Raw genomic sequence first — 20,923 nt, forward strand, 5'->3', positions numbered from 1 at the left:
TCCTAATTTAACATTTAATCCATGATTAAATCAATAAGTGAAATAAATTACTGTCTTTATTGACCTCTACGAAAGAGAATCCTTTCTTGTTCATCCTCTGAATGAGCCCTTCATAATCATTTTTATCTTTTAATTCTACACCAACTAGGGCCGGCCCGCTTTCTTTATTATTTTTCTTCGTATATTCAAAACGGCTTATATCGTCATTCGGTCCTAACACCTCATCAAGGAATTCCCTTAAAGCTCCGGCACGTTGCGGAAAATTCACGATGAAGTAATAAAGCAGCCCTTCATATAATAAGGATTTCTCCTTAATTTCCTGCATACGCCCAATGTCGTTATTCCCTCCGCTGACCATGCATACAACCGTTTTGCCTTTGATTTGTTCTTTGTATAAATCCAACGCGGCTACAGATATAGCCCCTGCCGGTTCTGCTACGATCGCATGCTGATTATATAAATCGAGAATCGTCGTACAGATTTGGCCTGGAGGGACGACAACGATATCTTCCAGGTTTTCCTTACAAAGCTGATATGTCAACTGTCCCACACACTTGACAGCTGCCCCGTCAACGAATGTATCTATGTTTTCAAGCTCAGAAACTTTTCCTTCCTTGAAGGAGTATTCCATCGAAGCAGCACCTTGCGGCTCAACTCCAATGCATTTCGTATTTGGGGAAACCGATTTGAAATAACTCGATACTCCGGCCATTAAACCGCCACCGCCCATAGCGGCAAATACATAGTCGATTCCATCTTCACAATCATTCAGGATTTCTACAGCCGTTGTACCCTGCCCGGCGATTACCTTTTCATCGTCAAATGGATGGATAAAGGAACGCTCTTCTTTTTCACAGCATTCCATCGCCATGGCAAATGCATCATCGAAAGTATCCCCGACAAGGATGATTTCCACATTATCCCTTCCGAATAACTGCACTTGATCGACTTTTTGCCTTGGAGTTGTAGCAGGCATATAAATTTTCCCATGGATACCTAATTGGCTACAGGAAAAAGCTACTCCCTGTGCATGGTTTCCTGCACTGGCACAAACGACTCCATTCTTCGTCTCTTCAGCGGTCAGGCTTTTCATTTTATAGTAAGCCCCTCTTAATTTAAAGGAACGTACGTGTTGTAGGTCCTCGCGTTTTAAATAAACATTACAATCATATTTTTCAGAGAGCCTCTGATTTTTTTGTAAAGGAGTATGCAAAACGATTTCTTTCAGTTCTCTATAGGCAATTAGAATATCTTCCAATTGAATCCCCCTATTCTTAGATGCAGTCTGATTCATAACAATCCCTCATTTCCTTCCTTAATGAATTCAATCATTATAGCACTTTACTGTTATTAATGTAATTGATTTTTCTAAAAATTCTTTCTTTTGTTCGTTTCATACCAAAAAAATCCGATTATGGTCATTTCCCCATAATCGGATTAGCACTTTATTTTTTTTGTAGAATAATAAAATCATGTGCATAATGATTTTTTTCATCGATGCTGCCTGGTTTTGAGGAGACTTTATCCCATTGATTTTCATCAATCACTGGAAAGAAAGTATCACCTTCAAAGGTTTCATGGATTTCCGTTATATACAGGCGATCGGTAACAGGAAGGATTTCCTTGAAGATTTCGGCTCCGCCAATCACAAAAACTTCCTCATCATGGCTATCTGCAAACGTTTTGATTTGTGCTATATCATGTAAAACTACGCAGCCTTCCGCTTTAAAATCCTGATTGCGGGTAACGATGACATTTTCCCGGCCAGGCAGGACCCTGCCGATCGATTCAAATGTTTTTCGGCCCATGACGATCGGATGGCCCATCGTCACTTTTTTAAAATACTGCAAATCGGCCGGTAAATGCCACGGCAGTTTATTGTTATTACCTATCACACGATTTTGATCCATAGCAACTATCAATGAAATCATATGCTAACCTCACCTTTTATATGGGGATGAGCTTCGTAATTTTCCAAAACGAAATCCTCGAAGCTAAAATCAAAGATATTTTTCACATCCGGATTGATTTTCATGATTGGCAATGGTTTGGGATCACGAGTCAACTGCAGTTCCACTTGTTCAAGGTGGTTAGAGTAGATGTGGACATCCCCGAAAGTATGTACAAATTCGCCAACTTCCAAATCACACACTTGGGCGATCATCATCGTTAAGAGCGCATATGAAGCTATGTTAAAAGGAACACCTAAAAAGACGTCCGCTGAACGTTGGTATAGCTGGCATGAAAGCTTACCATCAGCGACATAGAATTGAAAGAAAGCATGGCAAGGCGGCAAGGCCATTTCGTCCAGTTCCCCAACATTCCAAGCACTGATTATCAGCCTTCTTGAATTTGGATTCGTTTTGATTTGTTCGATCAACTCACTGATTTGGTCGATTTGCCTTCCATCAGCCGTTCCCCAAGAACGCCATTGATGACCATAGATCGGACCTAATTCTCCCTTTTCATCAGCCCATTCATTCCAAATGCGCACGCTATTTTCCTGAAGGTAGCCAACGTTCGTATCACCCTTCAAAAACCACAATAGTTCATGGATAATCGCTTTTAAACTAACCTTTTTCGTTGTAAGTACAGGGAATCCATCTTTTAAATTGAATCTCATTTGATATCCAAAGGTACTGATCGTTCCTGTTCCCGTACGATCACCCTTTTGCGTTCCATTTTCGAGTACATGCTTACATAAATCTAAATATTGCTTCATGATAAACCACCTTTTCTACTTTCATTCTCCTTATTTTAACGTATTATTGCCCAATGTTTAATCTAATTGTTTAATAAAATTATAAGTCTTGGGGGCTTTTTGTCTAAGCAATTGATTTTGTTCATCGTTCACATAAAACATGGCAAACGTTTCTGCAAAGTATTCCTCAGGGTAATTGGAAAAATACGTAATCCCGGGAAACAGCCCATCCACTTCCTTACCCCAAATCTTCAAATAATCCATGTCTTCACGGATTCCATCAAACACTATATTATCGATAGAATGCCCCAGCTCATGCAGTTCCAAATTAACGGAGCCATGCCCGTTGCCCTTGTCACTTGCCCCGATTTTAACCAATACCGTATGTGATCCGCCCATACCAGGCACATCATCCCAAGTTGTTTCTTTATTTAAATAACCACGCGGAGTTTTCCCCTTTAATTTTGCCGCGGATTGATTTTCTGTTAAATCACCATCGAATAGTTTGATCCTCACACCACTTTCAGCAGTTTTCTTCAAAAGGGAATGAGGCAGTTTATTAATTGTACCAGCAATTTTAAGTGCTTCCCTTTCATCGTACTCCTCTTCTGGAAATAAAAATATTCGTTGCAATTCTTTATTGCCTTTAAAAAGCTCAGCTTGTCTTAAAAGATTATCTTTGGGTAAATTCCGCCATTTCACCCCTTCATCCTTCGCTAATGAATAGGAGAGCATTGAGAATAAAAAGACAAATAATGCAAGTATGGATAACCATTTCTTCCTTTTCAAACGCTTCTCCCCCCTTCTTCATTCCTCATTTATGTTAAGAAAATATATGTTATTTAAAAACTCTAAACCTTCGATACTATTATATTAGTATAACATATTGCCCTAATGTAAAAACTCTATGTTTTTTTGGTAATTTCGGTTGCCATTCATCATGAGAAGAACCATTGATCCGCACTTTTCATATATCAACAGTATATAATCGTAAAAGGTTTAAGGTGATCGCATGGAAACCAATAATAAAAAAGCAATCTTGAATGAGCACCGAGAACTTGCTGAAGAAGTGCTTGATATTTACAGTTTAAGAGTGTTCATCATTCTCGACCTTTTTCTCTTCTCCATCTTATTTGGCATACTGCTGCATCCGCTACTGTCTTCACTTTGGCTTAACTTTTTATTGCCATTGCTTTTCTTCACAACATTTACAGTCCTTCTTCAAATAATTGATATTTTCCAAAATAAAAGCTGACATCATATTTGATGTCAGCTTCAGACGGGTAGGCAACCTCGATGAAAAATCAAGTTTGCCTACAGTTTTTTTATATGTACACAATTTAGACGTTGATTTCCGCTCCAGGCACTCGCTTTCCGCGGGCGGTCCGGTAGCGTCCTCGGCGCTTTTGTGCCTGTGGGGTCTACCCTCGACTCGCTTTTCCCGCAGGAGTCTCGCACCTTCCGCTTCAATCAACTTTGTTTTAACATTTTGGTTATGTTAAATAATATTGTTGTTTTTTAGTCAAATAAATGAGACCTTCTCTTATCAGGGGTCTCATAATCATTTTAATTTTTAAAATTACTCGTACTTACATAGCTTTGGAACTACAAAATCGGGAAAAGTCTTGATTATTTTTTTATATGTTGCGAAATTCGATTGACTTGAGATAACCGCAATGTTATCTCCATCATAGCCAATCCAAAAAATACTTGTATCGACTTCTACTTTAACCACTACTGTTCCCGCAATTTTCCCTTCCCAATTTCCTTTCCATTCTCTTTGTTCTACTCTAAATACATCTTTGTTTGTAGACCATAAAACTAAATCATTCCCACTACCAAGAGTAATGTAGAAAGGGAAAATCTCCTGAAACTGCTTTTCATTCTGGATTTCAGTAACAACGTATCGGTTAGTTAAGTATCTATAACTGATATTGAATTCCTTGCAATTATGTTCAAACTCATCTTTGCAATAAGAAGAAACCTCAGCACAAAAATAAAGTGGAAATGCTTGAATGTTTCTCATCCACAATGGCAGGAAATTTTGATCACATTCTGGTAGATAAAAGCCATCCATTGAGAAAACATATGGCGTAGTGCCTTCTATTGCAAACGGGAAAAAACCTCCAGCATCAGGATTTGAGTCATAATATCTCTTCGGGAAATAGCCAACTTCTATATTCAATTTTCCGCCCCCGTAGTTCCAATGTATTCATTTATTAAAGGTTGATAATCTTAACTCTTTATAAGTAACATCTGTCTTGAAAAGACAATTTTCTACTATCATACTACTTATTGATATATTATCACTTTGAGAAAATGCCCTCCAAGCATCGGTGCAAAATGTATTGTCCGACGACAATTTATTGCCGATAGCATTTTCTAATTGAGTTTTGACGATTCTTCTTCTACCAAGAACACCTGAATAATCATACCATTCTGAAACTTTTGCGACAAAAAGCTGCCATCATTTTCGATGGCAGCTTTTTTAAATAGTGCTCAACCATGTTCCTTAAGCTTTTTCCCTTTCTTCAAATGGAATACGATCGTGGTGCCAAAAATCAGCAAAATAAAGGCAAAAAAGATTGCAGGCGGGATTTCTATCCTTGCAACGGCCAATAACATTTTTATAGCAATGAATCCGATAAGGACATATGCGGCAGTTTCCAATTCAGGAACCTTATCTATCAATTTTAGAAATAATCCCGCCACTCCCCGCATCATCAAGACACCAATCATTCCCCCTGTCAAAAGCACCCAGACTTTTTCACTCACCCCGAATGCGGCCAAGACACTATCGACGGAAAATGCTATATCCATCAATTCCACTGCGGCAACCGTTCCCCATAAGGTACCAAACATACGGATCAGTATGCTGTTTTTATTCATTCCCTGAATATCTTCATCAGCTTGTTTTTTTCTTTTATCCCTAAAGTATTTAAATGAGAGCCAACCAAGATAGGCTGCTCCAATTACCTTCACCCACCAAAGCTTAATGAGGAAAACACCGATTCCAATCGCTATAAATCTAAAAGCGTAAGCACCTAATAAACCGTAAAAAAGTGCTTTTTTCCGTTGTTTTTCCGGAAGGTGCCTGACCATTACCGCTAATACCAAAGCGTTGTCCGCTGATAGCAACCCTTCCATTAATACGAGCGTTCCAATCAATCCCCAGCTCACCGGGTCGGATAAAACCTCGACCCACATATGCCAGTCAAAAAACTGTGCATACGTTTGCATGATGTTATTTAACAACTCTGACATGATAAAGACTCCTCTGCTACTATAACCGCAAAATTAGAAAACCTTTTAAAATAACATTGTTCACATTGTTCCCCGTTATGATAAAAACTCTGCTTTTATTTCAACACAAAATAAATACGTTGCATGACAACGTATCATTTCGATGCTATTAGAAATTCACTTCATTTTCATCATACTCTTACACTTACATAAAATCAACGAAACCAACCGCTATGAGATCCTTTGTTTACTCGTCCACTCTGGCGGCGTATTTTTATCCCAATATATTTTCCCTATATTATAATGGGTGGCAAATGAATCATGATGGGTATGATAATGAAAATCGAACCAATACCCTTCCAGTGGAGGATTTTCCTGCCTGACATGGAATCTGATGATATCCTTGCCGCTGTTTGTATCATAAATATGAAATATTTTTTCGGCCCTGCCCGCACTCGGCTGCTCAGTGATGGTTAATTGCTGTAATTTCTCGTCTGGAAATTGGGCAGCCATTTCGGTAATGGCTTCTTCCATCTTTGGTAATATGACCATTTTGAACTCATCACCAATTTTAGGATTGATCTTCTCGCCAAATTTCACAAATGCGTTTTCCTCTGCCTTATTCATTATGCCCGATAAAAATTCTTCCCGGTTGAATTCCTCTTCTAGTTCAGTAGAATTTTGCGAAGGAAGATAGGATAATCCCTCTTCTTCCACTAACCCTTTTTTAGTATCCTTTAACGAATCGGCTTCCGCAAGCCACGCCAGATCTGAAGGAGTGACAAGACCAAACGTCAAAACGGATACTAAAATGACGAGACTTTTCCTGAACCAAACCGCCGCTTTCAAATCACACTCCCCCTCCTTTTTTGTATTGTCTTTATATTTAGTATACTTTTATTTTTTGGTAATTACGAATATATAGTTACCCATGTTTTAAAAATCAAAAAAAAGGATAAATACCTATATAAAGTTTATGAACTCGAACTTTTTTATTAAATATCAATAAATTTACATTTAAATGAAGGATTTTGACGATTTTTGGAGAACTTAATTAGATTCAAGTCTTTTTAAGGAGGGGTCTTATATGGCTTCGACTGCCATGGTGGCTTTATGTCTTGTAACATTAGCATTTTTCGTATATTTATCATTTGCTGATTAAGAATAAATGAATACCTACGAAAAATCTCCTTGTCATTCTTCTACAATGGCAAGGTTTTCTTTTCATTCAAACATAAGCCTTACCTTTTGGCAGATAAAAGGACTGAATAATGGAGGAATTATTTTGGAAAACAACAATGAAATCATTAAAGATAAGGATTATAAAAGGGAAACAGCTACAGGGGGCGCCGGAATGGTCGTTACAGCTCATCCGGTAGCCACTTCCATAGGGGAAAAAATATTACGTGAAGGTGGAAATGCTGTCGATGCGGCGGTCGCCATCCAATTTGCCCTGAATATTGTGGAACCCATGATGACCGGTATCGGCGGAAGTGGTTTCCTAATGGTATATAACGCTAAAAATAAGGAAACGAAAATATACGATGGGCATGTAAGAGCACCTAAAGCAGCACATCGAGACATGTTTCTTGATGAAAAAGGGAAAGTCATCCCATTTAAAGAAAGATCAATCAAAGCCACAGCGGTAGGCATACCCGGAATACTGAAAGCTATGGATGAAGCACTCGCTGAAAATGGCAGTAAGCCATTAGCGGACCTCATCGAGCCATCCATTGAATTTGCAGAAAAGGGAGTTCCCGTCAATTGGGTTCTTTGCGACGCTCTTAAAAACTTTGAATATCGATTGGGCGATGAAGCGCGTAAATTCTTCATGCCAAACGGAAAACCCTATCAGGATGGCGATTTGCTTATAAAAGAAAAGCTGGCGAATACCTATCGGATCTTACAACGTGAAGGAATTTCCGCTTTTTATGAAGGTGAAATCGGAGAAGGCATCATTTCCTGTATACAGGAGCTTGGAGGGTTCATGGAGCTTTCTGATTTAAAGGACTATAAAGCTACAATCGATGTACCAATGTATGGGACTTATAAGGATTATCTAATTGCGTCATCAAATGCCCCAAGTGCTGGCGGATTCACGGTCATCCAAATCCTGAAAATATTGGAGAGCTTCCAAATAGAACAATATGACGTCCGTTCTTGGGAAAAATATTATTTAATAGCAGAAGCGATGCGTCTGGCATTTACAGACAAAAAGGCATTTCTCGCTGATCCCGAATTTGCCGAATTGCCGTTGGCGGGTCTCATGCATGATGATTATATAGCTAAACGCCGTTCATTCATTAATTTCAAAACAAGAAATAATGCCATTGACTTCGGAAACCCTTGGATTTATGATTCCGTGAAGCAAAGGGAAGTCATACCTCAGCCTAATGAAGAGGATATCAGTGAAACCACACACTTCACCGTCCGTGACAGATGGGGGAATATCGCAGCATGCACGTCTACAGTGGAACATCCATTCGGATCAGGCATCATGGTTTCCGACTATGGTTTCATGCTGAATAACGAACTGACTGATTTCGATTCCATTCCAGGCGGCATGAATGAAGTGCAGCCCAATAAACGCCCAGTCAGCTGTAAAAGCCCAACGATCATCTTTAAAGACGGCGAGCCGATCTTGACGCTGGGTTCACCTGGAGGACCAACCATCATCAGTTCAGTCGTGCAAACGATCATCAATGTACTCGATATGAAAATGGATTTGAAAGCAGCCATCGAAGAACCTAGAATTTTCACTCCAATGGGCCCTCATATTGAATGGGAAGCAGGAATTGATATGACCAGCAAAGGCCACTTGGAAGCAATGGGCTTCGCCTTTAATGAAGTTCCCCACTCAATAGGGAATGTCCAAGCGATTCAAATCAACCCTGATGGCTCTAACTATGGTGCTGCCGATTCAAGCCGAGAAGGCTGTGCCATGGGCCTGGACGAAACAGATTATAAATCTTGATCACTGAATGGAAATGAAGCCAAAATGAAATTTGGATGTTTTTCTTTTTATTACATCAAATCCAAATTCCTCAAAGCGGGAGCTGCGAAAATGGTCTTTCAACACGACTCTCTTTCGCGCAACCCGCTTGGCTTCTTTCATTATTTCCACAGATAAATCCTTACCTTCCGCAAAATGAGTCAGTCCCCTGATCCCATTCGATTCCTGAATCGTTTCTTCAAACATGGGATCGAAATATACGACATCAAAATGATTATCCGGCAATGTTTTCAAAATTTCGTAATGATCACCTTGCATGACCTCCATTCTTCTCATCGCAGAAATCATCGTTTCTTCTGCATCCTCCCATGTCTTCATCCCATGGTCCACGAGCAAGGCCAAATATTGATTTCCTTCCAATGCGACAACCTGTCCATGTTCACCCACTTTGAAACTTGCGACAATCGCATCAGAGCCCAAACCCAAGGTACAATCAAGCACAGAGTTCCCTTCATTTATATCTCCGGCAATGAGAAATGGATCACTCTCTCCGCGCATTATTCTTTTTATACGGATCATCGCTAGGTTCGGGTGGAAAAAGAATGGTTCTTTTTCCTGGTATCGATATAACTCCATCCGTTTTTTACCAAAAACAAGGCAATCATCTTCATTTTGTTCCGCTTGGATATCTCTCACCGATTGTTTTCTTCGGGCTATAAAGGGGATATGTAATTCTTCAGCTAACCTTTTTGCTAATATCATCGTTTCTTTATCGGCTCTTCCTACTGTTGTGACAAACATGGATCCCTACCCCTTCATACTCTCTTAAATTTGAAAAGAATGCCCTGTTTCCAGGACATTCCGCTTTATCACTTATTTTACTTGACTGAACGCTGCCAATAAATTTTCCATGATAGCTTCCATTGGCTGTCCTTCTATATCATGGCGTGGAATGAAATGTACGACCTCTTTGCCCTTTAAAAGAGCCATTGATGGTGAAGAAGGTTCTATTCCATCAAAGTATTCCCGCATTTTAGCAGTCGCTTCCTTATCTTGGCCGGCAAATACAGTTACCAAATGATCTGGCTTATTGTCTGCTTGCAGTACGGCTTGAGTAGCAGCTGGACGGGCTAACCCGGCAGCACATCCACAAACGGAATTCACGACCACAAGTGTCGTACCTTCTACCGATTCCATAAAGTTTTCAACAGCTTCAGCGGATTCCAACTCATCAAAACCTGCTTGCACCAGTTCCGCACGCATTGGTTTCACCATTTGCTTCATATATTCATCATATGCCATCGACATAAAAAAACCCCCTTGGTTACATTTCTTCAATTAGAATAATCATACTATATTGTTAAGTGAATATGCAAAAATGACGCTTAAAGCTTTGTAAAATTCATTGTTTCCCACAAAGAAACATGGTGACAGAATCCACTTTCATTCTGCCACCATGTTTTAGTCTTCCTTTTAACTTAAACTTTCATCACTCCGCCTGAGCTGGCATTCGTTACAAGTTTGGAATAACGTGCTAAATAGCCTGTTCTGACTTTTGACTCGAAGCCTTTCCAATTCGCTTTGCGTTTTTCGAATTCTTCATCGGAAATTTCCAATTGGATTTTGCGATTATTCAAATCCAATTCGATGATATCACCATCTTCAACAAAGGCAATTGGGCCTCCCTCAGCTGCTTCAGGGGATATATGACCAATGCTGATGCCTCGAGATGCACCGGAAAAGCGGCCATCAGTGATCAAACCGACTTTCGCTCCAAGTCCCCTCCCGACGATTTGGGAAGTTGGTGCCAACATTTCCGGCATACCCGGCCCACCTTTAGGCCCTTCGTAACGAATGACCACTACATCCCCTTCTTTAACCTTTCCGGTAATGATCCCGGAAAGTGCATCTTCCTGGGAATCGAAACAAATGGCAGGACCCCTGTGGTAGCCACCAACTGATGCGTCAACCGCCCCCACTTTTACGATGGAGCCTTGAGGAGCAAGGTTACCGAACAATACAGCAAGCCCGCCACGCTCAGAATGCGGATTATCCAATGGATGGATTACATCCTTGTCCAATATTTCACAACCGGCAACATTTTCGCGGAGCGTTTTACCTGAGACAGAAAGGCAATCTCCATTAAAGGCACCTGGTTTTTTGAGTAACTCATTAATGACGGCACTTACACCACCGGCATTATGTACATCTTCAATATGATAATCGGATGCCGGTGCGATTTTCGCTAGATGCGGTACGCGGTTAGCTATTTCATTTATGCGTTCCATCGGATATTCAAAACCTGCTTCATGTGCCAATGCAAGTGTATGAAGAACGGTGTTGGTCGAACCGCCCATCGCCATATCCAAGGCAAATGCATTATCAATTGCATCAATCGTTACGATATCACGAGGCTTGATATCCTGTTTGATTATCTCCATCAACTGTTTAGCGGATTTCTTAACGAATTCCTTACGTTCCTCAGCTACCGCCAAAATCGTACCATTTCCCGGAAGTGCAAGTCCCAATCCTTCAGCCAGGCAGTTCATGGAGTTTGCTGTGAACATTCCTGAACAAGAACCGCAAGTAGGGCATGCAACCTGCTCGATTTCCTGCAAATCCTCTTCATTGATATTACCTGCTTGATAAGCACCCACCCCTTCAAAAACGGATGTTAATGAAAGAGATTTACCATTTTTATCTTTACCTGCTTTCATGGGTCCGCCGCTTACGAATATTGTAGGAATATTGACACGAAGTGCTCCCATCATCATTCCCGGCGTTATCTTGTCACAGTTTGGAATGCAGACCATACCGTCAAACCAATGTGCCGATACAACAGTTTCTACGGAATCTGCGATGATTTCACGGCTTGGCAAAGAATAGCGCATACCAATATGACCCATCGCAATTCCATCGTCTACCCCGATCGTATTAAATTCGAAAGGAACACCGCCCGCTTCGCGAATCGCTTCCTTCACTATTTTTCCGAATTCCTGAAGGTGGACATGACCTGGAACGATATCGATATATGAATTACAAACCGCGATGAACGGTTTACCGAAATCTTCTTCTTTAACACCTGCTGCCCGCAGCAGACTTCTATGTGGAGCTCGATCGACCCCTTTTGTAATCATGTCACTTCTCATATTTGATGTAGACATTTGTTGTACCCCCAATTTCCACTAAATGTTTAATGATTCAATATAATATAATTTTTAGTATACTCTAAAAATTCTAACATATTTACATACAAATGCAACCATTCAACACTAAATATCTACAAAAATCATTTTACTAAAATAATAGAGATCAATTTATATAATAGAAACTAATGTTTTGGGATTAGACGTGAGGGGAACTTATGTCAAACGACTGGAAACGACCCTCAAAAATAAAAAGGCATGCGGATTAAATCATCCGCATGCCTTTTGCCTGGGTTATTCCAAATCACTTGTCATTCGCTTGTCTTGATTCTGTCATTTGCTTCCAAACCGAACCTTTTGCTTCTTCCCCATTTTCTATACGGTCAATGGCCATCTTGACCTGAAGGGCCACTTCGAATTCAGGATCCTGTTCCGCTTGCTTAAGATAAGGGAGGGTCGTTTCATTTCCCACTTCGTATAAAAACATCGCCGCCCTCCATCTAACCAATTTATTTTTATCCGAAAGTGATTGAGACATTTCTCCCATCGCTTCTTCGAAGCCAAGATCTGATAAACAATCACCAGCCGTTCGTCTTACGGCCGCACTTTTATCTTTCAATGCTTTATACAAGCTCGGGAGCACTTTTCTATCCTCGATCATACCCAAGTATACGACCGCGAGCCTTCGAATGGAGACCTTACTGTCGGAGAGTGCCATGTCCAATACAGGTATATCATCAACCGTTGGATCTTCCATTTGTTCTAAAGCCTGATAACGCTTTTCCCAGCTTTCGTCATTCAGCATTTCTGCAGTCAGTTTAATTTTTGGTCGTTTCAAAAATGCTTCCTTCGTATCCACCATTTCATTTGCAGCGGCTACTAGCCGATTAATTCGTTCTTCCGGATAAGCTGCAATCAGCTCATCCGATACTTCCTTCACGATATCTTCCATATCACCATATCTTACGCCATAATCCTTCCATTTTCGAAGCAGGACTACATTGTCATCTTCTTTTTGGGCAGCGGCAATGCCCTTTATGAAATAATCCGGTAAGGCAAAACGTTTTTCATGTTGGCTATCGCTTGCTTTAATTTGCATCGGAATGCCCTTGAATTGTTGAATGGCAACAGTTACTTCTCCGTAATGTTCATTTAGCGTTGTTTGTTGATTTTGTTCTTCGGTTTTTTCCCCGAAAACCTGACGGATTTGGACCAAGATATCTTTCCAATCATATTTCGCATTTCGCTCAACGGCTAAAAAGTCCGCAACATGATATACCCCTTTCACTCCCTCGATCGTAAATAAATCTTTGATCAGCTGGGGTGCCTGGTCAGCTTGATCTTTCTTATAATTATTGCTCTTACCAGCTAATAGCTCTTCAGTTAAATTGATTTTCATTGTATTCGGACTTGGTGTAGGTTCTATCGACTTAATTTTCAATGCATTTCTCTCCTTTTACAAGACGTTTCCATGTACTAGATATTATCACATCGGCAACAGATTCTCATGCAATTGAGATTGGCAAAAAAAAGACCGATCCAAGTTTGCTCCCTTGGACCAGTCTCCATACTCATTCCTCTTCCAATTTTTCCGCTAAATACGTCCATCTTTCCATCAAATGCTCTAATTTATCCGTTAGTTCCTTTTCTTCTTCAAGCAGCAGGCGTACTTTTTCAAAATCGCTTCCCGCCGCTGACATTTCTGATGTTATGTCTTTCAGGCGCAGCTCGGCCCGTTCCATGTTCCCTTCGATTCCTTCCCATTCCTTACTTTCCGCATAGGTCAGTTTTTTCTTTTTCTTTTCGGTCCGGTTCATCTGAGGTTCCGGTGCTTTTACCGGCACGGTCTCTTCCGTTTTTTCTTCCAAGAACTCTGAATAATTGCCGTAATAGAAATCAATATCACCTTTATTCTTGAAAACAAGGAGCTGATGGCACGTCTTATCCAGGAAATACCTATCATGTGATACGGTAATGACTACACCTGAAAACGTTTCTAAATAATCCTCCAGAACGGTCAAGGTTTGCGTGTCCAAATCATTCGTCGGTTCATCCAAAAGCAGGACATTAGGTGCCGACATCAATATGTTAAGGAGATATAAACGCCTTTTCTCCCCTCCTGACAGCTTGCGGATTGGCGTTCCATGCGATCCCATTGGAAACAAGAACCTTTCAAGCATCTGCGCAGCCGATATGAAACTGCCATCTTTAAGGGCAATGGAATCCGCCGTTTCACGAATATACTCTATCATGCGCAAATTCTCATCCATATCGACGCTTTCTTGAGTATAGTATCCTATTTTCACGGTTTGCCCTTTTTCCATGTTACCTTCATCTATGGATTCCCGACCGGCCAGGATATTTAACAAGGTTGACTTTCCACTGCCATTATTACCGACGATCCCAATCCGATCACCCGGTTTGAAGAGGAAGGAGAAATGGTTGATGATGGTTCGATCACCGAAGGATTTTGAAACATCCTGCATCTCAAGCACCTTTTTCCCAAGACGGGCACCGCTTAATTCCATTTCCAGGTTCTCTGTTTTCTGCTTATCCTTTACACCTGATTCCAATGTTTCGAAGCGTTGGATCCTGGCCTTTTGTTTCGTTGTACGGGCCTTGGCTCCTTTACGGATCCAGGCCAGTTCCTTTTTGAATAGACTTTCCTTTTTCGTTCTTTCAGCTGACTCGTTCTCTTCACGAATGGCCTTTGATTCTAAATAATCCGCATAGTTTCCTTTGTATTCAAAAAGCTGCGTTTGGGCAATTTCCCAAATCTTATTGGACACACGATCAAGGAAATATCGATCATGGGTTACAAATAAAACGGACTTTTGATATTTCCCCATATATTCTTCAAGCCAAGTGATGCTTTCGAAATCGAGATGGTTGGTAGGCTCATCCAAAATCAGTAAATCAGGGGTCTCAATCAAGGTTTTTGCCAGGGCCGCACGTTTTTTTTGGCCACCTGACAGTTCCCCCAATTTCCTTGAGTGATCAGGAAGTCCAAGCTTGGTCAGTATCGTTCTGGCATTGGCACTTGTATCCCAGGCGCCAAGCGTGTCCATATCCTGCTGTTGCTTTAACAAACGGTCCTGTACTGCGCCATTCTGCGGATCTACCTGGAGTTGAACGAGTGTCTTTTCATATTCTTTAATCAACGAAAATACAGGAGTTGAACTTTCATACATATATTCCATGATCGTCAATTCCTCATCGAAATGAGGGTCTTGGGATAGATAGGAAATCGTGTAATCATTCGGGTGATCTTTCTTTCCTAAATCACTGTCTTCCAATCCTGCGATAATATTCAATAATGTCGATTTACCGGTGCCGTTTATTCCAACGATCCCGATTTTCTCCCCTTCGGTTATGGAAAAAGAGACATCTTTAAAAAGCAGCTTTTCCCCTTGGGTTTTCATTACATTTTCCATGCTAAAAACTTTCATAATCGTACATCCCATTCCTTATTAAATTCATCCAAAAATCCAATCATATATTCATGCCTTTCACTTGCAATCTTCTTGGCTGTACAAGTATTGAGCATATCTTGCAAACGCAATAACTTTTCATGAAAGTGATGAATGGAAGAGCTTTTGCCATTCCTGTATTCCTTCTTGGTCATGTTTTCCCTTATGGGCAATGAAGGATCATACATAAGTTGTCCCTTTTTTCCGCCAAATGCAAATGTCCTGGCTATGCCAATGGCACCAATTGCATCCAAGCGGTCCGCATCCTGAACAATTTCAGCCTCGATCGAGGGAAGCTTCATCTGCCCTGCACTATATGAAATTGTATTGATGATCTGTTTGATGGCATCCATACTATCATTATCCAACTTTATTTCATCGAACCAAGAATCAAGCTTTTTCCAGCCTCCATCGGCTTCCTGGTTTAATTTATCATCCGGGATATCATGAAGCAGGGCCGCCAATTCAATGATGAACTCATTTCCTTTTCGTTCTTCTTTTGCAATATGTAAAGCCAGCTTACGTACACGATCGATATGGAACCAATCATGGCCGCTGGCATCAGAATTCAATTGGTCATATACATACTTCTCCGTTAATTCAATCATCGTTTGTTTCATTTCACCACTCCATGTCCTATCTATTTTACCATGGTTCTCAATAATGGTGTGCTTTAATCTTCATTGAACCAACTGATTCCAATCGTCTGTTCACCGGTATGCACCCCGATGGCACTGCCAAGTGGGGATACATGGGTCAACACATGAGGAAATTCTTCGGAAATCATCTTTCTCCATCTCTGTGCCTGCTCCGACATTGCTCCATATAATATGGTGCATTCTTTTACATTTCCTGCTTCGACTGATCTGCGAAAATCAGTGAAGATCTGTTTTTCCGCTTTTTTAAGGTTCCGGGGCTTAGATTTAGTATGAAGCACACCGTTTTCGATTGAAATGATGGGTTTAAAGCTTAACAGGCTTCCTAGAATATACTGTGCGTTTGTTAGTCTGCCGCTGCGGTGCAGCTGATCTAAAGAACCTATTAATACATAAGTTTCATGGTTATCCGCATACATTCTCGTTTTGACGAAGGCCTCATTGATGGAATCGCCATTATTAATATGATGCATGAGCCGTTTCAAGATTAATAGCATCGGAAAGGAAATAAGTAAAGTATCAAAAACGTCAACGGGGATTGTAACCATTTGTGCAGCTTGCCTGCTCGCGGAAACGGTGCCGCTCAATTCACTTGAAAGGTGTACGGCTATGATTCGATCATAGCGTTTTTCAAGCTCCTTATATAACTCATGGAATCTGCCGACCGACGGCTGTGACGTAGTGGCGGTGATTTTATCCTCACTCATCCGACGGTATAATTCCTCAGGTAATAGGTCGACGCCATCTTCATATTCCTTCCCATCGATGATGACGACCATCGGAACGACGTATACATGTTCATTCAATGATAATTCTTCGTCTAAAGTTCCCGTACTGTCTGTTACCCATGCAATTCGTTCCATGTTTTCCCCCCTCATTTGTGTCTTCTATTATATTCAACATCCCAACCATCTGTCCCCTTTTAAAACCGGATGCATGCATTAAATTTCTAACCTAAAAAAAAGAACCCAACAGAAGCTTCCGTTGGACTCGAATCATTTCTCATAATAATTTTTTTATATCCTCTTCCATTTCCAGAGGTTTTGTTTTAGGCGCATACCGGCTGACGATATTTCCATCTCGGTCAATCAAGAACTTTGTAAAATTCCATTTTATCGATTTGGATCCCATCACTCCGGGAGCATTTTCAGTCAGATAGCTGAATAAGGGATGGGCTTCCTTTCCATTAACATTCACTTTGGCAAACATCGGGAAAGTTACACCATGATTCAATTTGCAGTATGAATCGATTTCCAGATCATCACCAGGCTCCTGATTCAAAAACTGATTACACGGAAAACCAAGTACGACAATCCCATCCTCTTTATATTGTACATACAGGCTTTGCAAATCATCATACTGTGGCGAAAAACCGCATTTGCTTGCGGTATTCACTATGATCATCACTTTCCCTCTATATTCCTCAAGCGAGATGGTTTCGCCATTAATTTTATTGACTTCAAATTCGTAAATGGACATATATGATCTCTCCCTTTAGTATGATGATTCATTTTACCGTATTTAAAGGTACGTTTACCAACTTTTATCCTTTGCCTATCATCCTGGAATCTTCACTGCTTGGATGGATTGAATCAAATACTCTACCATGTCTTCCAAATCATCCATTTGCTCTTCTTTTACCAGTCTTCCAAATGATACTTTATATATAGATGAAGTAACGGGTTGCATTTTTTTACTGACCGTATCGCTGGTCGTCACTGTAATGATTCTTTGATCTCCCCAAATTTTTTCCAGGTCGTTCAACAATTGTTCAGCATTAACCTCATCAAGCTTTTTGGGAAAAGAAATGAAAATATTGACCGTGCAGCCCGTATGCGTATCATCAATATCGGCATCGAGTAACTCCGAACTTAGGTTCTTGAGAGAAGCGTGTAACTCGATGGCACCGCTAATCGAAATGGGCGCCATTGTTTTTTTCAATCCCATCTCAATCTTATATGATCTGGACATGGTCGAGAGATTCACTATATCATCACGGTTTATGACCAATATATCCCCAATGAAGTCACGATCGTAAACCGCTCCTTCCAATACCACTTTCATGTTCTCAAATGCTGTAGGATCAAACAATCTCCAAACACCTCTCCAACTTATAAGTTTATGTATTCATGATCTTCCCATTTTACCATTTCCGGGCCATTTCCTTCGGGATTTACAAGAAATTATTAAAATAGCTTTTCTATTCAATAATTTTCTATATAATTAAAATATTATGATTTTTGAAGAAGGAGGCTAATCATGCCAATCAGAATTCCAGAACAACTGCCAGCAAGAGAAATTTTAGAACAGGAAAATATCTTCGTTATGGATGAGGAAAGAGCTACCAATCAGGAAATCCGTCCATTGAATATATTAATATTAAACCTAATGCCAGAGAAAGAAAAAACGGAGGCCCAGTTACTGCGCTTTCTTGGCAATACTCCCATTCAAGTAAATATATCATTCCTGCGCTTGAGCACACATGAATCAAAAAACACAAGTAAATTTCATTTAGATCAATTTTACAAATCATTTAATGAAATTCGCACGAAGAAATATGACGGCTTGATCATTACAGGTGCTCCAGTAGAAAAGCTGGAATTTTCAGACGTCAATTATTGGGAAGAACTGCAGAATATCATGAACTGGTCAAGCGAAAATGTCACATCCACCCTACATATCTGTTGGGGGGCACAAGCTGCCCTGTACCATCATTATGGAATAGGCAAATACGAACTTCCAGAGAAATGCTTCGGCGTATACACCCATGAGGTCCTTGAACCGAATGAAAATCTAGTCCGCGGATTCGATGATTATTTTATGGCCCCTCATTCACGCCATACGGATATTGACTATCAAAAATTAGTTAACCATCCTGAATTGAAGGTTCTCGCACAGTCCGATCAAGCTGGTGTATTGATCGCTGCTTCGATTGACGGAAAAAGAATTATGGTTACCGGCCATTTCGAGTATGATGCCGATACCCTAGGTGAAGAATACAGGCGCGATAGAGAGCGTGGGATCAATACGCAACTCCCTGAAAATTACTTTCCTGATAACGATCCGACCAAGGTACCTCTCCACCGCTGGAAGAGCCATTGCAGCTTGATGTTCTCTAATTGGCTGAACTATTATGTCTATCAATCTACCCCTTATGAGTGGGATTGAAAGGGTAAGAAAAAAGAAGCTTTCACTTTTAAGTGAATCGTTTTCTTGGGAAGCCACTTCGGATTATCATGGGAAACAACCTGAGTTTCTGACTCAGGTTGTTTGTTTCATGATTCCTTATTACCGAAGTACACCTCTTCAAAAGGTTGGACGACCACAAATCCTTGACCTTCGAATTTCATTTGAACGGATTCGCCGCTTCCCCTCCCAAAAAACGACTTCAATGAAACATCCGTTACGAATTCAGGCTGCAATTCCCCTGACCAAGCTACTGTGGCATTCGGGTCCGTATAGACCGGATTCCCAGGTTCCACCATTAAAGTAAGCGGCTCATAATGAGAAGTGAATGCGACCATGCCTCTCCCCTCGAGCCTTACGTTGAACAATCCCCCTGCCAATAACCCGGCAATGCGCCGCATCATTTTTATATCCCATGAAATCCCCGGCTCAAATGCAAGTAAGTCATTTCCGTTAACACAGATCGATTCACCATTTAACTGTAAAATAGAAATCTTCTTCCCTTGATCGGCGATGTATAGCTTGCCGCTTCCGGTCGCTTTCATCAAGGATGCCCCCTCACCAGTCAAAGCTTTTTTAAAGAGTTTACCAAGACCATGCTCCAAGATGCCTTCCCGCTCGAATTTAACATGACCTCGATAAGAAACCATCGTCCCCATTTTTGCCCAGATCTGCTTTTCCAAATTAATCTCCAGGATTCGTTCCGTTTCAAGTTCGAATAATCCTTGCCCTTTATCCTGCTGCTTCGTCTTTTCAACGAATTGATCGATTTGATACTTCTCCATCACTGCCCCACCTCTTTTTGCAGGAGAAACAGCCACATGAACGATACAGCTTGCTTTAATTCCTTTGAAAAATGTCCCAGCTTTGCATAGTCCACCCCTCTCTTTGCAACGCCGGTATCAGCTACTGCCTTCCATCCCGTTTCTAAAGCCATTTTTTCAAATTCCCAAGGCTGCATTGTATTCATGATGACTTGGTCCCCTAATAACCGTTGAAAACTGAATTTTTTTCGTGGTTCAGCTGTTGGACCAAGTATTCCAAAACAGACATAACCTCCAGGCTTTATTACCCGTTGGATTTCCTTCATCACCGTTAATGGTTCACCCGTATATTCCAAAGAATTAATGACCATTGCTGCATCCATTTCTTCATCTTTGAATGGAAGATTATAAAAATCTCCTTGCAGGAAAGAAAGTCCTGGTTGTTGAGCGGTTTTTCCCTTTGCAAATTCAATCATCACATTGGATAAATCAACTCCGGTTACTTTAAATCCCGCTTCGGCCAATTTAAAGGAACCAACTCCATCTCCACAGCCTATGTCAGCCACCTTCACTCCCGAAGGTACAAATTCAGAAAAGAAAGGAATAATGTTTTTCCGGCTCCCAGTTTCCCACATTTCTTGCGAATTCTTCACCCACATAGGTGCAAAAACATCCCATTCCTTTTTCGACTCTTCATGCCATGTATGTAAATTCATCTGAAATTCATCCTCCCATATACCCCCTAATTCCCGACCGGGGCTTCCCTATAGCTATTCTGCTCTTAATTCAAAAATCCTCCTTTAA

General features: G+C 40.7%; 21 protein-coding genes and 1 pseudogene. 3 read left to right on the forward strand and 19 right to left on the reverse strand.

Translation table 11 applies throughout. The features are described 5' to 3' along the window. Positions 1-25: 25 nt before the first annotated feature. The 4 genes from ilvA to ACWF5P_RS21680 all read right to left on the reverse strand — a co-directional run bounded on the left by ilvA (position 26) and on the right by ACWF5P_RS21680 (position 3,490). On the reverse strand, positions 26-1,294 hold the full coding sequence (ilvA, locus tag ACWF5P_RS21665) for a threonine ammonia-lyase IlvA (protein ID WP_101225287.1): 1,269 nt from the start codon (positions 1,292-1,294) through the stop codon (positions 26-28). Positions 1,295-1,445: 151 nt separating this feature from the next. Beyond that, positions 1,446-1,931: a dihydrofolate reductase gene (locus ACWF5P_RS21670; RefSeq protein ID WP_452445257.1), complete on the reverse strand. Its 486-nt coding sequence runs from the start codon at positions 1,929-1,931 to the stop codon at positions 1,446-1,448. Continuing rightward, complete coding sequence (locus ACWF5P_RS21675) at positions 1,928-2,722, reverse strand: thymidylate synthase (RefSeq protein WP_452445258.1); 795 nt, start codon at positions 2,720-2,722, stop codon at positions 1,928-1,930. Before ACWF5P_RS21675 ends, ACWF5P_RS21670 begins: the two co-directional genes overlap by 4 nt. A gap of 57 nt (positions 2,723-2,779) precedes the next feature. Continuing rightward, positions 2,780-3,490, reverse strand: a complete 711-nt coding sequence (locus ACWF5P_RS21680) for an anthrax toxin lethal factor-related metalloendopeptidase (protein WP_260357900.1) — start codon at positions 3,488-3,490, stop codon at positions 2,780-2,782. Between the two features lie 223 nt (positions 3,491-3,713). Here ACWF5P_RS21680 and ACWF5P_RS21685 point away from each other — a divergent pair, with 223 nt between their 5' ends. After that, entirely contained in the window at positions 3,714-3,956 is a 243-nt protein-coding gene (locus tag ACWF5P_RS21685) for a hypothetical protein (RefSeq protein ID WP_434167183.1), read from the forward strand. Positions 3,957-4,280: 324 nt separating this feature from the next. On the opposite strand, the gene ACWF5P_RS21690 is transcribed toward ACWF5P_RS21685, so the two are convergent. The 4 genes and pseudogenes from ACWF5P_RS21690 to ACWF5P_RS21705 all read right to left on the reverse strand — a co-directional run bounded on the left by ACWF5P_RS21690 (position 4,281) and on the right by ACWF5P_RS21705 (position 6,793). Beyond that, positions 4,281-4,886 (reverse strand): hypothetical protein, encoded by a 606-nt coding sequence (locus ACWF5P_RS21690; protein WP_452445259.1) that lies wholly within the window; start codon positions 4,884-4,886, stop codon positions 4,281-4,283. A gap of 27 nt (positions 4,887-4,913) precedes the next feature. Then, positions 4,914-5,162, reverse strand: a pseudogene (locus ACWF5P_RS21695) (hypothetical protein); the annotation flags it as partial. 38 nt (positions 5,163-5,200) lie between these two features. Then, a complete protein-coding gene (locus tag ACWF5P_RS21700) occupies positions 5,201-5,965 on the reverse strand; it encodes a TerC family protein (RefSeq protein WP_101225292.1) in 765 nt (254 codons plus the stop codon). A gap of 210 nt (positions 5,966-6,175) precedes the next feature. After that, positions 6,176-6,793 (reverse strand): YpjP family protein, encoded by a 618-nt coding sequence (locus ACWF5P_RS21705; protein ID WP_452445260.1) that lies wholly within the window; start codon positions 6,791-6,793, stop codon positions 6,176-6,178. Positions 6,794-7,229: 436 nt separating this feature from the next. On the opposite strand from ACWF5P_RS21705, the gene ggt reads away from it, so the two are divergent. Continuing rightward, positions 7,230-8,918, forward strand: a complete 1,689-nt coding sequence (ggt, locus tag ACWF5P_RS21710) for a gamma-glutamyltransferase (RefSeq protein ID WP_452445261.1) — start codon at positions 7,230-7,232, stop codon at positions 8,916-8,918. On the opposite strand, the gene ACWF5P_RS21715 is transcribed toward ggt, so the two are convergent. The 9 genes from ACWF5P_RS21715 to ACWF5P_RS21755 all read right to left on the reverse strand — a co-directional run bounded on the left by ACWF5P_RS21715 (position 8,919) and on the right by ACWF5P_RS21755 (position 18,260). Then, on the reverse strand, positions 8,919-9,698 hold the full coding sequence (locus ACWF5P_RS21715; RefSeq protein ID WP_452445262.1) for a class I SAM-dependent methyltransferase: 780 nt from the start codon (positions 9,696-9,698) through the stop codon (positions 8,919-8,921). 72 nt (positions 9,699-9,770) lie between these two features. Next, positions 9,771-10,205: a BrxA/BrxB family bacilliredoxin gene (locus ACWF5P_RS21720; RefSeq protein WP_452445263.1), complete on the reverse strand. Its 435-nt coding sequence runs from the start codon at positions 10,203-10,205 to the stop codon at positions 9,771-9,773. A gap of 170 nt (positions 10,206-10,375) precedes the next feature. Continuing rightward, entirely contained in the window at positions 10,376-12,046 is a 1,671-nt protein-coding gene (ilvD, locus tag ACWF5P_RS21725; RefSeq protein ID WP_034311212.1) for a dihydroxy-acid dehydratase, read from the reverse strand. 301 nt (positions 12,047-12,347) lie between these two features. Next, positions 12,348-13,484 carry a conserved virulence factor C family protein gene (locus ACWF5P_RS21730; protein ID WP_434167189.1) on the reverse strand — a complete coding sequence of 379 codons (1,137 nt, stop codon included), beginning with the start codon at positions 13,482-13,484 and terminating at the stop codon, positions 12,348-12,350. A 130-nt stretch (positions 13,485-13,614) separates the two neighbouring features. Then, positions 13,615-15,492, reverse strand: coding sequence for an ABC-F family ATP-binding cassette domain-containing protein (locus tag ACWF5P_RS21735; RefSeq protein WP_452445264.1), 1,878 nt, complete (start codon positions 15,490-15,492; stop codon positions 13,615-13,617). Continuing rightward, the gene (locus ACWF5P_RS21740; protein WP_101225298.1) at positions 15,489-16,133 is read right to left on the reverse strand and encodes an HD domain-containing protein; all 645 of its coding nucleotides are present in this window, start codon (positions 16,131-16,133) and stop codon (positions 15,489-15,491) included. The genes ACWF5P_RS21735 and ACWF5P_RS21740 overlap by 4 nt, the downstream gene beginning before the upstream one ends. A gap of 53 nt (positions 16,134-16,186) precedes the next feature. Beyond that, positions 16,187-17,032, reverse strand: a complete 846-nt coding sequence (locus ACWF5P_RS21745) for a DegV family protein (RefSeq protein ID WP_101225299.1) — start codon at positions 17,030-17,032, stop codon at positions 16,187-16,189. 139 nt (positions 17,033-17,171) lie between these two features. After that, positions 17,172-17,648 carry a glutathione peroxidase gene (locus tag ACWF5P_RS21750; protein WP_101225300.1) on the reverse strand — a complete coding sequence of 159 codons (477 nt, stop codon included), beginning with the start codon at positions 17,646-17,648 and terminating at the stop codon, positions 17,172-17,174. Between the two features lie 78 nt (positions 17,649-17,726). After that, the gene (locus tag ACWF5P_RS21755) at positions 17,727-18,260 is read right to left on the reverse strand and encodes a hypothetical protein (RefSeq protein WP_101225301.1); all 534 of its coding nucleotides are present in this window, start codon (positions 18,258-18,260) and stop codon (positions 17,727-17,729) included. A gap of 168 nt (positions 18,261-18,428) precedes the next feature. Between ACWF5P_RS21755 and metA the strand changes: the two genes are divergently transcribed. Next, entirely contained in the window at positions 18,429-19,337 is a 909-nt protein-coding gene (metA, locus tag ACWF5P_RS21760; protein WP_101225302.1) for a homoserine O-acetyltransferase MetA, read from the forward strand. A 107-nt stretch (positions 19,338-19,444) separates the two neighbouring features. On the opposite strand, the gene ACWF5P_RS21765 is transcribed toward metA, so the two are convergent. Together ACWF5P_RS21765 and ACWF5P_RS21770 are read right to left on the reverse strand one after the other, a co-directional pair. Continuing rightward, a complete protein-coding gene (locus tag ACWF5P_RS21765; protein WP_452445265.1) occupies positions 19,445-20,140 on the reverse strand; it encodes an AIM24 family protein in 696 nt (231 codons plus the stop codon). Next, positions 20,140-20,835, reverse strand: coding sequence for a class I SAM-dependent methyltransferase (locus tag ACWF5P_RS21770; protein WP_452445266.1), 696 nt, complete (start codon positions 20,833-20,835; stop codon positions 20,140-20,142). Before ACWF5P_RS21770 ends, ACWF5P_RS21765 begins: the two co-directional genes overlap by 1 nt. Between the last annotated feature and the right edge of the window lie 88 nt (positions 20,836-20,923).

The organism is Peribacillus sp. NPDC055009 (genome assembly GCF_053608705.1).

Bases quoted from the DNA above. Each gene is read 5' to 3' on its own strand.
- ACWF5P_RS21685 (WP_434167183.1), top strand. From the start codon at position 3,714: ATGGAAACCAATAATAAAAAAGCAATCTTGAATGAGCACCGAGAACTT.
- ACWF5P_RS21745 (WP_101225299.1), bottom strand. From the start codon at position 17,032: ATGGAACGAATTGCATGGGTAACAGACAGTACGGGAACTTTAGACGAA.
- ACWF5P_RS21675 (WP_452445258.1), bottom strand. From the start codon at position 2,722: ATGAAGCAATATTTAGATTTATGTAAGCATGTACTCGAAAATGGAACG.
- ilvD (WP_034311212.1), bottom strand. From the start codon at position 12,046: ATGAGAAGTGACATGATTACAAAAGGGGTCGATCGAGCTCCACATAGA.
- metA (WP_101225302.1), top strand. From the start codon at position 18,429: ATGCCAATCAGAATTCCAGAACAACTGCCAGCAAGAGAAATTTTAGAA.
- ACWF5P_RS21670 (WP_452445257.1), bottom strand. From the start codon at position 1,931: ATGATTTCATTGATAGTTGCTATGGATCAAAATCGTGTGATAGGTAAT.
- ACWF5P_RS21715 (WP_452445262.1), bottom strand. From the start codon at position 9,698: ATGTTTGTCACAACAGTAGGAAGAGCCGATAAAGAAACGATGATATTA.
- ACWF5P_RS21700 (WP_101225292.1), bottom strand. From the start codon at position 5,965: ATGTCAGAGTTGTTAAATAACATCATGCAAACGTATGCACAGTTTTTT.
- ACWF5P_RS21735 (WP_452445264.1), bottom strand. From the start codon at position 15,492: ATGAAAGTTTTTAGCATGGAAAATGTAATGAAAACCCAAGGGGAAAAG.
- ACWF5P_RS21720 (WP_452445263.1), bottom strand. From the start codon at position 10,205: ATGTCGATGGCATATGATGAATATATGAAGCAAATGGTGAAACCAATG.
- ACWF5P_RS21770 (WP_452445266.1), bottom strand. From the start codon at position 20,835: ATGAATTTACATACATGGCATGAAGAGTCGAAAAAGGAATGGGATGTT.
- ilvA (WP_101225287.1), bottom strand. From the start codon at position 1,294: ATGAATCAGACTGCATCTAAGAATAGGGGGATTCAATTGGAAGATATT.
- ACWF5P_RS21765 (WP_452445265.1), bottom strand. From the start codon at position 20,140: ATGGAGAAGTATCAAATCGATCAATTCGTTGAAAAGACGAAGCAGCAG.
- ACWF5P_RS21740 (WP_101225298.1), bottom strand. From the start codon at position 16,133: ATGAAACAAACGATGATTGAATTAACGGAGAAGTATGTATATGACCAA.
- ACWF5P_RS21750 (WP_101225300.1), bottom strand. From the start codon at position 17,648: ATGTCCATTTACGAATTTGAAGTCAATAAAATTAATGGCGAAACCATC.